At 36.3% G+C, this 11602-nt stretch carries 10 protein-coding genes and 2 tRNA genes; 7 read left to right on the top strand and 5 right to left on the bottom strand.

Annotated elements, in window-relative coordinates:
* Positions 1–96 precede the first annotated feature (96 nt).
* Positions 97–390 (top strand): T9SS type A sorting domain-containing protein, encoded by a 294-nt coding sequence (locus tag LB465_RS18520; RefSeq protein ID WP_394370939.1) that lies wholly within the window; start codon positions 97–99, stop codon positions 388–390.
* Positions 391–614: 224 nt separating this feature from the next.
* Here the strand turns inward: LB465_RS18520 and LB465_RS13600 are convergent, their stop codons facing one another.
* The 5 genes from LB465_RS13600 to LB465_RS13580 form a co-directional block, all read right to left on the bottom strand.
* The gene (locus LB465_RS13600; protein ID WP_224470412.1) at positions 615–1883 is read right to left on the bottom strand and encodes a site-specific integrase; all 1269 of its coding nucleotides are present in this window, start codon (positions 1881–1883) and stop codon (positions 615–617) included.
* A 1240-nt stretch (positions 1884–3123) separates the two neighbouring features.
* Positions 3124–4335, bottom strand: coding sequence for a site-specific integrase (locus LB465_RS13595; protein WP_224470411.1), 1212 nt, complete (start codon positions 4333–4335; stop codon positions 3124–3126).
* Between the two features lie 249 nt (positions 4336–4584).
* Positions 4585–4659: transfer RNA gene (locus LB465_RS13590), tRNA-Pro, on the bottom strand.
* A 137-nt stretch (positions 4660–4796) separates the two neighbouring features.
* A tRNA-Ser gene (locus tag LB465_RS13585) sits at positions 4797–4879 on the bottom strand.
* Positions 4880–5024: 145 nt separating this feature from the next.
* Positions 5025–6263: an NAD(P)/FAD-dependent oxidoreductase gene (locus tag LB465_RS13580; protein ID WP_224470410.1), complete on the bottom strand. Its 1239-nt coding sequence runs from the start codon at positions 6261–6263 to the stop codon at positions 5025–5027.
* 120 nt (positions 6264–6383) lie between these two features.
* On the opposite strand from LB465_RS13580, the gene LB465_RS13575 reads away from it, so the two are divergent.
* From LB465_RS13575 to LB465_RS13550, 6 genes are read left to right on the top strand one after another with little or no spacing between them, the layout of a single operon-like run.
* Positions 6384–7916 carry an HAL/PAL/TAL family ammonia-lyase gene (locus tag LB465_RS13575; RefSeq protein ID WP_224470409.1) on the top strand — a complete coding sequence of 511 codons (1533 nt, stop codon included), beginning with the start codon at positions 6384–6386 and terminating at the stop codon, positions 7914–7916.
* 46 nt (positions 7917–7962) lie between these two features.
* Positions 7963–8694 carry a 3-oxoacyl-ACP reductase FabG gene (gene fabG / locus LB465_RS13570; RefSeq protein WP_224470408.1) on the top strand — a complete coding sequence of 244 codons (732 nt, stop codon included), beginning with the start codon at positions 7963–7965 and terminating at the stop codon, positions 8692–8694.
* A gap of 3 nt (positions 8695–8697) precedes the next feature.
* Positions 8698–9576: an LpxL/LpxP family acyltransferase gene (locus tag LB465_RS13565; RefSeq protein WP_224470407.1), complete on the top strand. Its 879-nt coding sequence runs from the start codon at positions 8698–8700 to the stop codon at positions 9574–9576.
* A 9-nt stretch (positions 9577–9585) separates the two neighbouring features.
* A complete protein-coding gene (locus tag LB465_RS13560) occupies positions 9586–10035 on the top strand; it encodes a hypothetical protein (RefSeq protein ID WP_224470406.1) in 450 nt (149 codons plus the stop codon).
* Between the two features lies 1 nt (position 10036).
* The gene (locus LB465_RS13555; RefSeq protein WP_224470405.1) at positions 10037–10456 is read left to right on the top strand and encodes an acyl-CoA thioesterase; all 420 of its coding nucleotides are present in this window, start codon (positions 10037–10039) and stop codon (positions 10454–10456) included.
* The gene (locus tag LB465_RS13550) at positions 10456–11601 is read left to right on the top strand and encodes a beta-ketoacyl synthase N-terminal-like domain-containing protein (protein WP_224470404.1); all 1146 of its coding nucleotides are present in this window, start codon (positions 10456–10458) and stop codon (positions 11599–11601) included. The genes LB465_RS13555 and LB465_RS13550 overlap by 1 nt, the downstream gene beginning before the upstream one ends.
* Position 11602 lies beyond the last annotated feature (1 nt).

Below are 11602 nucleotides of genomic sequence, written 5' to 3'. Positions count from 1 at the left end.
ACCGAAACAACTGGCACAAAACGAACCGATATAGGCTCAACTTAAAACCAAAAGTGGCACAATTTGAACCGAAATGCCTGGCACTAACCGACCGAAATCACTGGCACAAATCGATCCGAGATATCCAATTGTGGAGGTTATTATTCTGTTTCACCCAACCCGGCTTCCGATATTATTAAAGTTAAATTTGAAGATGAGGTAAAAATTAATAAAAGTGAAGATGTTATTTTAGTTCTCTATAATTTAAGTGGACATAAAATAAAACAAGAAAGGGTCGGCATTCCAAATTCATATATGGAATTAAAAGTTTCCGATTTAAAAAAAGGTATCTATATTTTAAAAATTATTTCGGAAGAAAGACAAGAGACTCATAAGATAATTAAAAAATAGAGTATTATTGTATATATTATTTTGTAAGGTTTGAATAAAAGTTTTTTTAAAGTTGACCTCCATTTTATAGAGCGTAAGGTATTATTTAAAAACATGTTTTTAATTTTTATCGAGTACAAACCATTTTTGAGCGTTAATTAATTAAGGATAAAATGTAGATAATCATTTTAAAATATTTTTTCCTTAGCGGACATAATTCTAAATTAAACACTATAATAGTGTAATTAGCTCCACCTTTTAAGTTTTTTAATTTTTGTAGTTTTTCTTTCCTTCTTCGCCATTCTTTTTTCCAGGTTGCTCATATCACTACTGATTTTATGCTCCATCACCCTTGCATAAATCTGGGTTGTAGATAATTTAGTATGACCCAAAAGCTTCGACACAGTTTCAATGGGAACCCCATTAGATAGGGTAACGGTGGTGGCAAAGGTATGCCGCGCAGAATGAAAAGTAATGTGTTTTCTCACCTTTGCTGCTTTCATTATTTCTTTTACATAAGTATTCATCTTTTGATTGGATCTTACCGGAAATAAATACTCACTAACTAGGTCAATCCGTTTATCCTGATATTTTTTTAAAATAACATCGGCTTTCTGAAGTAGTGGAGCTTTTACAGGTTCATTAGTTTTTTCCCTTTTAGTATATATCCAGTTTTTGCCATCCATTCCTTTAACAATATGATCTTTGGTGAGTTCCTTAAGCTCACCATAAGTAAGCCCAGTATAACAGGAAAATAGAAACATATCTTTGACCCGTTCCAGAGATTCACTCTTAAAATAGGTTCCTTCGACCATTTTTAGTTCCCGCTCTGATAAGAATTGACGCTCGTTCTTTTCAAACTTCATTTTATAATTCTGAAAAGGGCTCTTTTCTAACCATTCTAACTTAATGGCGAGGTTAATCATTTTTTTAAAGCGTTCCAGGTGTTTCATCGTACCATTCGTACCACAGGTTTTTCGCTCTTTTTTAGCCCGGTAATTCCTAAGGAACATTTCAAATTCAGTAATAAACTGGTAATTGATCTGCTTTAGGTAGACATCATTTGTTTTCTTTTCCTTTTTTAGAAATTCGTCTAGGTATTTGGCTGTGGTATTATAGTTCTTAAGCGTGCCCCATTTAAGGACTCCTTTCATTGTCTGGCTATGATACTTAATAATATCCTTGAGGGTTTTATGCTCTTCATCTAACCCAAGATAGGAAGCTTTGACTTTATCGGCAGTGATTAAGGTATCTTTATCCAGAATTCTCTTTTGAGTGTCCAGTAATTTCGAATAAACCTGGTCTAAATAACTGTTTAGTATTTTAATCCGGGGGGAAGTTCCTTTAAGTCGTCCTTTAGAACTATCCCATTCATTCACTAAAGTTTTCCTTTTGAGGCTCATTTCAGCGCATTTTCCATTGACCGTAATACGGGCGTAAATAGATAATTCTTTTTTGTTCCGGTTGAGTTTTCTTGTAAAGAAAAGCACGGAGAATGTAGTAAAATCAGGCATTTTGAATGTCTTTAAGTTAAACAATAAGTATTAAAGACGAAAGTCAAATCAATCTAATGATCATTCTAAGATAGTAAAATGCTGGAAAGAAAGTATTCACCGAATCATTCACTGAATAGGGTGATATTAATCCATATCAAATGATATCGTAAAAACAAAAAACACTGAAAATCAATAGATTAACAGTGTTTTTATATTCTTTTAAAGAAGGTTCGTCGGGGTGGCAGAACGCTTTTAAAACGCTGAAAACCCCAGTATTTATACGGTTTCACGCAGTTCCAATTTTTGAACTCACGATTAACTCACAATTTAAATAGAACGTATTGGTGCAGTTTGATATTCTGACCTAACCAAATATACAAATAAATGGATTATTAATCCTCTCAAATCTATTGAAGGAAATTAAAAGTTCCGACTCAATAAAATTTATAGATTATTGCATCGAACCTGGTCAATCTGGAAAGTTTAGAACAAAAAAACCATTTACTTTTTTCATCTGGAGCATTTTCCTTTTGCCGGCGAAAAGAAAAAATAGTGTAGATCAGGATGAAATGGTTTATTCTCAATTTTTATTTACTTCTTCCAGTGCCATCGCATTACCTTTTGATGCTCCATCATCTTCAAGTTTTAAAATTATAGAGGAGCTATAAATAGCAAAGCGGTTTATGCGCTCCGGTTAATTTTAAAACTTGATTTTTTGCATCCAAAGGTAAGGTGATGTAAGAAGGATTTTTAAAGAATTTCTGAAATCCTGATCGGTGAATTTAAGTTACAGCCTAGCGGACTTGAGTTAAAAAGCTTTCGATATTATTCTTACAGTCTTAAATATTCTAAGCTTTTTGGCTCGTGTCCAAGACAATTAGTAATGAACCTCTTTTACTGAAATGAAGCTTTTGCGAAGTGAAAGCAAAAGTGGTGAGTGGTGTAGATTAGAGTCTAAGTATTCTTATAAACTAGATTTACAAGTCAATTTAGGAGTAACTCAAATTTCCATTTACTCCTGTCATTTTTTACAATTTGTCGCAAATTGCAACCTGTTTATGGGGCTTTTCAGGTCATTTGTCGCAAATCTACATAATAATCCAATCAACTTAAAATCTAAAGTATTGAAAATGAATGGTTTGTTAAAAATGAAACGGGCTCTGCCCGTTACCCTCTTGCTATTCATTTTCGTCCCGTGGGCGGGACAAAATTTTCATACATCTTGGTTTGCACCAACTGCATTTCTTTAAAAGAAGTTTTAATTTTTATTATTTAATTTAATTCTCAAAGAGTCCATATCACTAGAAATTTTGGAATCAATCACCCGGGCATAAATTTGAGTAGTAGATAATTTTGTATGTCCTAAAAGCTTAGATACCGTTTCTATGGGAACACCATTGGCTAAGGTTACCGTTGTCGCGAATGTATGCCTAGCGGCGTGGAAACTAAGTTCTTTATTTATCTTTACCGCTTTGGTGATTTCGCGTAAGTATTGATTGGTTTTCTGGTTGGAATAGACCGGAAGTAAAACATCACTGGAACAAACCTTTGGATGGTCCTGGTATTTTTCAAGAATTCGTTCAGCTTCTTCTAACAGTGGGATTCTCAGCATCGTATTAGTTTTTATCCTCCGGGTGTAGATCCACTTATTCCCATCAACACCTATCTGAATATGCTTTTTCTTTAGCTCTTTGACATCGCCATATGGCAGTCCAGTATAACAGCAGAACACAAAAATATCTCGGTTGATATTGTGAGTAGACCTTTTAAATTTTTTGTCTTTTATCTTTTGTAATTCTGCTTTGGATAAGTACACCATATCCACCTGGTCAAAACGGAGTTTAAACCTTTTGGTTGGGTTCTTTTCAATCCAATCTAAATCTTCAGCCAGGCGCATCAATTTTTTAAAGCGTTCCATATGTTTCATCACTCCATTATTTTGAAGACTTGGCAAGCCCCTTAAAAAACTTTCAAACCCTAGGGTAAACTGGTAATCAACCTGTTTTAAATAAATATCCGAAGTATGATACTGGGCTTTTAAAAAATCTTTGAGGTAGTTTTCCGTAGTAGTATAGTTTTTCATAGTTCCATACTTTAAAACCTTACCCATTTTCTCCTTGTGATAGTTGATCAAATAGATAAGCGTATAATGTTGCTGATCACTCCCCAGAAATCTAGCTTTGACCGTCTGTGCCGTTATTAGCAGTCCTTCTTTTAAAAGACTGTCCTGGATTTTATAGAGCTGCGCCTTGGTTTCATCAATTTTTTTATTGATTAGCCGGCTTTCAGAACTGTTACCAATAAGTTTACTGGCAGCTTGATTCCACTTGTCCACCGGGATAGTGCGTTTTAAACTAATTTCAAGGGATTTACCATTTACGGTGATTCGGGCATAGAGAATAGCTAAGTCTGGTTGTTTTTTCTTTTTTCGGATAATAAAAGAAATGGAAAAGGTTTGACTGGTACGCATAGCTTTGTTGTTTAAATGAAACAATTAATTAAGGCGAAAGTCAAACTACCAATACGAAATTATGGAGTACCGGTAAGCTAAAAATACAAAAAAATAGCTCACGATAAGCTCACAAATTCACAGTGAACTCACGATGAACTCACATAAAATTTAACACTATTTGTTAAATTTTGAGCACAAAAAGAAAGGGTAACTATATGAAAACCATACAATTACCCTTTTTTTATGTTAAAATATAACTTGTAAAAGTCGGGGTGGCAGGATTCGAACCTGCGGCCTCCTGCTCCCAAAGCAGGCGCGATAACCGGGCTACGCTACACCCCGTAGCTTACTAGCTTAAAAATTTTAGCCTTTCCGATCCAAAATACTCTTTCAAAAAGCAGTCCGGGAGACGGAGGAAGATTATCCCTATCTTTTCAAGAAGAAAAGGAGAATAAAAATCCGCAGACTAAAAAATCTTGCGGAGAGACCGGGATTCGAACCCGGGCATCCAAAAAGGATGACAGCTTAGCAGGCTGCTGCATTACCACTCTGCCACCTCTCCAATATTTAAGAACTCGCAAACATTTTTGCGGTTGCAAATGTAACTTTTACTTACTTACCTTCCAAACTTTTTAGGCTAAAGAATGCAATAAAATGAAGACTAATTTTTAAAAGCTTTGTCATCAGAATTTTAGGTTTAAAAGTTTTTAAACATTTATCTCTTCCCGGTCTATTAAGCGAGCTATATTTTTAATAATTCTTTGGTGATTCTTCACAAACGGGTTGCTCTTATCCCAAACATAACCGGCAAGAACTGCACAAATTTGTTCTTTTATTTCAGTTATGGGCATTTCGTGAAAAAACAGTTTTTGCAAATTCCCGGTATACCATTCTTTTACATAACTACTAAATACAGAAATTCCAGCTTTCATATATTCCGCATAATCTTTTTCCCAATTAACTTGTTGTCCTGCAACTTCTAGGCTGGCAAGTTTCGCTGCCTGTAAACCAGATTCGGTTGCAAACGCAACTCCCGATGAGAAAATAGGATCAAGAAACTCAGCGCTATTACCGGTTAGAGCAAATCCTTCGCCATAGATTTTTTTTACGTTTCGGGAAATATTTGGCATTTTTATGGGTTCAAATAGAAAAGGCTCATCATCAAATCTATTCTTATAATATTTCAGTTTTTTCAGCATTTCCTTAAAGGCTGTTGAATTATCACTGCTGAAATCTCCAAACCAGTTATTATTACTTACAAAACCAAGACTGGAATTTCCGTTGGAAAATGGAAAGTACCAGAACCAGGTTTTAGTATCCAAAACTTCAAAAGTGATCAATTCACCTTCTTTTCCATTTGGCCTGTTCGTTTCTTTAATATGTGTAAAAATGGATGAATTCCCTGTTATTTTAGGAGATGTGTTCAGTTTTAATTGATTAGCTAAAACCCTTCCGTTGCCGCTAGCGTCAATTATAAAATCAGCTTTGATTTCAACTCTTTCTTCAGAATTGATCACTATTTCAGTAATAGATTTTTTTCGGTAAAAATTAACATTCCTAACTTCAGTATTAAAAAGGATTTCTACTCCTTTTCGTTGAATCTCATTAGCCAGAACCAAATCAAAATCAGCTCTGGGAACCTGCCATGTCCAATCCCAACCTTCACCATACTTTTCGCTGAAGTCAAATTCCCCGACTTTACCTTCATTTATAAACCTTGCGCCGTATTTTTTCTGAAATCCTTCTGCTTTAATAGCTTCCAGTAAGCCAGCTTCTTTAAAATTTCCCATGCTTTTCGGAAGTAAACTTTCCCCGATGCTAAAACGCGGAAAGGTATTTTTCTCTACTACCAAGCAATCAACCCTATGTTTTTTTAAATATCCGGCAGCGACCATTCCGGAAGGTCCGGCGCCAATAATTAAGATTTGGGTGCTAAGCTGTTTCATTTTAAAGGTTTCGCCGGTTTTTTCTTAGTAATACAAATTCATTCTAAATCTAAAATCAACAATTTTAAATACGGTCTAAATATAGTACATTTGTTAAGATTCCTAAGAATAATGCGGTCTATGCTCCAGATTAATGATGCCCTTAACCTTGATGATTTTTATAATGTTTTGTTTGAAAATACTGAAATTCAGTCTTCCTCACAAAGCCTTGAAAAGATCGAAGCCAGTTTTAAGTTTTTAAAAGAGTTTTCCCAGAATAAGGTTATTTATGGTGTGAACACAGGTTTTGGCCCTATGGCGCAATATAAAATTAAGGATAAGGACCGCATTCAACTTCAATATAATTTAATTCGAAGTCATTCCTCTGGTTCCGGAAAACTAATGGAGCCACTCTATGTTAAAGCTTTGATGCTGGCCCGTTTGAATACGCTTTCCTTAGGAAAATCTGGAGTCCATAAATCGGTTGCTGAAGTGATGCATCAACTTATAAATAAAAATATTACACCTCTAATTTTTGAACACGGTGGGGTAGGAGCTTCAGGAGATTTGGTGCAACTGGCACATCTGGCACTGGTATTAATCGGGGAAGGAGAAGTTTTTTATAAAGGTAAACGTCGCGAAACCAAAGAAATTTTTGCTGAAGAAAATATTGATCCCATAAAGATTGAAATTAGAGAAGGCCTGGCTTTAATGAATGGTACTTCAGCAATGACCGGCATTGGAATTGTAAATATTATTTATGCTAAGCGATTGTTGAACTGGTCAGTTTTTTGTTCCGCAGCGATTAATGAAATCGTGCAGGCTTATGATGATCATTTATCTGAAGAACTCAATGCAGCAAAAAAACACAATGGCCAGCAAAAGATCGCGGAAAAAATGCGAGATCATTTAAAAGACAGCAAACTTACGCGAGACCGTAATGAACATTTGTATAATGATGCGGCCGATAAAAACACCTATTTTAAGGAAAAAGTGCAGGAATATTACAGTTTACGCTGTGTTCCGCAAATTCTTGGCCCGGTTTACGATACCCTTGAACATGTTGCAAAAATCCTAATTGAAGAAGTGAATTCTGCCAACGATAATCCTATTATAGATGTGGAAAACGAACAAGTATATCACGGTGGAAACTTTCACGGCGATTATGTAGCCCTGGAAATGGATAAGCTAAAACTCGTGGTCACAAAACTATCGATGCTGGCCGAGCGACAACTCAATTATTTACTGAACAATAAACTCAACGATATTCTAACTCCATTTGTGAATTTGGGAAAACTGGGCTTAAATTTCGGTATGCAGGGTGCGCAGTTTACCGCGGTTTCTACAACTGCCGAAAATCAGACGCTTTCTAATCCAATGTATATTCATAGTATTCCCAACAATAACGACAACCAGGATATTGTGAGTATGGGCACCAACGCTGCAAATATTACAAAAACCGTTATCGATAATGCTTTTGAAGTGCTTTCGGTAGAGATTATGACCATTGTTCAGGCTTTGCGTTATCTGGATTTTGATGAAAAACTTTCGCGAAAAACCAGGGAGGTTTTAGAAGAAATGAACAAAATAATTCCTGAAATAAAAGAAGATTTCCCATTATATAAAACCAATGCTGAAGTAAAGGATTACCTCAAGAATAATGAAGTTTATTAAATGTCAGGTCGAGCGCAGTCGAGACCTACCTGAAACCTAAAATTCAATGAAATACGCCCTTATCACCGGTGGTTCCCGTGGAATTGGAAAAGCTATTGCCATAAACCTGGCAAAGGAGCTGGGCTATAATATTTTGCTGAATTTCCATTCCAATACTGAAGCTGCTACAGCGACTAAAGAACTTGTAGAAGCTCAAGGCGTCAAATGCGATTTACTACAGTTTGATGTCTCAGATGCTGAAAAAACTAAAAAAGCGCTGGAAGATTTCAGCAAAAATAATCCCGATGCAGAAATTGAAGTCATTGTAAATAATGCCGGCATCACCCGCGACGGACTCTTTATGTGGATGAAACCGGAAGATTGGCATTCGGTTATCAATACCAGCTTAAATGGTTTTTATAATGTTACTCAGCCACTAATTAAAAATATGCTTAAACAACGTTATGGGCGAATTATCAATATCGTTTCCCTTTCCGGATTAAAAGGAAATGCCGGGCAGGTGAATTATTCGGCGGCAAAGGGAGCGATGGTGGCTGCTACTAAAGCCCTGGCGCAGGAAATCGGGAAAAGAAAGGTCACCGTTAATGCCGTGGCACCGGGTTTTATAACTTCAGATATGACTGCCGGTTTTGATGAAAATGAACTTAAAAACTTAATCCCTTTAAACCGTTTTGGCGATGCAGAAGAAGTTGCCGATTTGGTTAGCTTCCTGGCTTCAAAAAAAGCTTCTTACATTACCGGTGAGGTAATAAATATTAACGGCGGACTCTATTCTTAAATTATGGCGAATTGGAAGGGACAATCGCGTGGAACCGTTCTGGGGTTGAGGATTTATGTATTCATCATCAAGACTTTCGGGCTTTACGCTTCTTATTTTGTTCTTCTATTTGTGGCGCTTTATTTTGTTTTTTTCGCCTTTAATTCTACTAAAAGCGTTTATTATTTATTCAGAAAACGTCTTGGCTATTCCAGTTTAAAAGCAGCCCTGAATGTTTATAAAAGCTATTTCACCTTTGGTAGAATTCAACTGGATCGCATTGCAATTGCTTCAGGCTTAAAACATAAGTATAGCTTTGAGTTTGACGGTATTCACCATATTGAGAACTTACTGGAAAGGAATAAAGGAGGAATCTTACTTACCGCGCACATTGGCAATTTTAATCTTGCAAAACATTTTTTTGATGACAAGAACAATCATCAAATTGTAAACCTTGTGGTGACCGATTTAGAACACGAGGAAATTAAAAATTACCTGGATTCGGTAACCGGGAAATCGGCTATTAAACTCATTGTTTTAAAAGAAGATCTTTCCCATATTTTTGAAATGAACAAAGCGCTGCAAAACAACGAGCTTCTGGTTTTTGCCGCCGATCGCTATACCGAAAATTCTAAAACTTATACGCATAATTTTATGGGAGAAAAGGTGAAATTTCCGCAGGGACCTTTTAAATTGGCGGCCCGTAATAAAATCCCCGTGTTGTTCGTGCACATTATGCGAGAGAGGAATTTTCACTATCATTTCTATGCCAGGCCTTATAATCCTGACAAAAATGATGCAAAAAATCTATTAAAAGCTTATCTTGAAAACCTGGAAACTATGCTAAAAAAGTATCCGCACCAATGGTATAATTATTACGATTACTGGAACGATTTCAGCTAAAAACAGCTTATGGCAGAAAATTTACTCAAAGAACCGATTTTAGAATTAGACCGAATTTTACAATTAATTCCGCAAAAACCTCCATTTGTAATGGTAGACAGTTTATTGGAATACACCGATAAGACCGGAACCACCGGATTTACAATTCCCGAAGATAATGTTCTGGTAGAAGGCACTATTTTTTCTGAACCAGGTCTTATTGAACATATGGCACAGAGTATGTCGCTGTGGCGTGGTTACGAGGGATTTTTAAGCGGACTCGATAAACCAAAGACGGGTTTTATCGGCGCGATTAAAGCCGTGGAAATCCTGGAACTTCCAAAAGCAGGAAGTAAACTTGTGACCTATGTAGAAATCCTACAGGAATTTATGAATGTGACTTCTGTGGGGGCACGTACTTTTGATGAAGATGGAAATCTTTTAGCCACTTCTGAAATGAAAACTGTTACTGTAGATTAATATGCTGGAGAAATCCCTGACCACAATTACGAATCTTAGGGTCCGTTTTAACGAATGCGATCCTTTGCAAATCGTGTGGCACGGCAACTATCTAAAATATTTCGAAGAAGGCCGCGAAGATTTTGGCCGCGAACACGGTATTTCTTACTTAGATGCTCAGGCTGAAGGCTATACGACCCCCATCGTAAAATCTGTTTGTGAGCACAAATTACCATTAAAATATAGCGATGTTTTTTGGGTAGAAACCACTTTTGTGAATTCTGAAGCGGCAAAAATAAATTTCAGTTATAAAATTTTTAAAGGCGAAGATCTGATTTGTACCGGCGAGACTTTGCAGGTTTTCCTAGATGAAAAGCGGGAATTAGTGTTAAATAATCCGCCGTTTTTCTTAGATTGGAAAAAGAAAATGAAGCTGCTTTAATGAAGAAACTCTACCTGTTAGACGATGCGATTATTTCTCCATTGGGATTTTCTACCGAAGAAAATATCCAGTCAATTCGTGAGGGAGACTCAGGTTTAAAGCTTCAGCAACGACCAGAAATTACCGAAAACCCGTTTTTTACCGGAATTATTGATGAAACTCTTTTAAACCAGGCTTTTTCAGAAATTGGATCTTCTGAAAAATTTACCAAGTTGGAAAAATTGATTATCCTGGCAGTAAAGCTAATTCTGGATAAAAATAAAAACCTGGACCCAACGAAAACCGCCTTAATTATTGCTACCACCAAAGGGAACATTGATCTTTTAAAAGAACCCGGAGGTTTTCCTGAAAATCGTTTAAAATTAAGTGAATTAGGAAAAGTTGTTGCCAATTTTTTCGGTTTTACACAAACTCCTATAATTGTTTCCAATGCTTGTATTTCCGGAGGCTTAGGACTTGCCGTAGCGAGAAGACTGGGGAATTCAGAAAAAATAAAGAATGCTATTGTTGTAGGAGCTGATCTGGTGAGTGATTTTGTGATTTCTGGATTCAATTCTTTCCAGGCATTAAGCACCAAAGCCTGTAAGCCTTTCTCAAAAGATCGTGATGGAATTAGCCTGGGAGAAGCCTCAGCAGCTATTTTGGTAAGTACTGAAAAACCCGAGATTTCAAATGTTATCAGTTTGATTGGTGATGCTTCAGCAAATGATGCCAACCATATTTCAGGACCTTCCCGGACCGGCGAAGGGCTGTACAAGAGTATTCAAAATGCATTAAAAGAAGCTTCTATTTTCGCAGAAGAAATCGGGTTTTTATCGGCGCACGGCACGGCTACGGTGTATAATGACGAGATGGAAAGTATGGCTTTTCATAGGTCTGGTTTACAGGAAACGCCACTTCATAGCTTAAAGGCTTATTATGGGCATACGCTAGGGGCTTCGGCTTTGATAGAAAGTATTATCACTAAACATTCGATGTTGAATAATGAATTATTTGCTTCTAAAAATTTCGGTGAATTGGGGGTTTCGAAACCGCTAAATGTTATTAGGGAAAATCAAAAAAAAGAAATCAATTATGCATTAAAAACCGCATCTGGTTTTGGTGGCTGCAACCTGGCTTTGGTTTTTAAAGCGGAAAAGAAATAAA

Source organism: Salegentibacter lacus (genome assembly GCF_020164555.1).
Taxonomy (GTDB): Bacteria; Bacteroidota; Bacteroidia; order Flavobacteriales; family Flavobacteriaceae; genus Salegentibacter; species Salegentibacter lacus.
Note: the sequence above shows the minus strand (reverse complement) of the source record. Positions and strands in the feature narration are given on the sequence as shown.

Bases quoted from the DNA above. Each gene is read 5' to 3' on its own strand.
- LB465_RS13600 (WP_224470412.1), bottom strand. From the start codon at position 1,883: ATGCCTGATTTTACTACATTCTCCGTGCTTTTCTTTACAAGAAAACTC.
- LB465_RS13595 (WP_224470411.1), bottom strand. From the start codon at position 4,335: ATGCGTACCAGTCAAACCTTTTCCATTTCTTTTATTATCCGAAAAAAG.
- LB465_RS13580 (WP_224470410.1), bottom strand. From the start codon at position 6,263: ATGAAACAGCTTAGCACCCAAATCTTAATTATTGGCGCCGGACCTTCC.
- LB465_RS13575 (WP_224470409.1), top strand. From the start codon at position 6,384: ATGCTCCAGATTAATGATGCCCTTAACCTTGATGATTTTTATAATGTT.
- fabG (WP_224470408.1), top strand. From the start codon at position 7,963: ATGAAATACGCCCTTATCACCGGTGGTTCCCGTGGAATTGGAAAAGCT.
- LB465_RS13565 (WP_224470407.1), top strand. From the start codon at position 8,698: ATGGCGAATTGGAAGGGACAATCGCGTGGAACCGTTCTGGGGTTGAGG.
- LB465_RS13560 (WP_224470406.1), top strand. From the start codon at position 9,586: ATGGCAGAAAATTTACTCAAAGAACCGATTTTAGAATTAGACCGAATT.
- LB465_RS13555 (WP_224470405.1), top strand. From the start codon at position 10,037: ATGCTGGAGAAATCCCTGACCACAATTACGAATCTTAGGGTCCGTTTT.
- LB465_RS13550 (WP_224470404.1), top strand. From the start codon at position 10,456: ATGAAGAAACTCTACCTGTTAGACGATGCGATTATTTCTCCATTGGGA.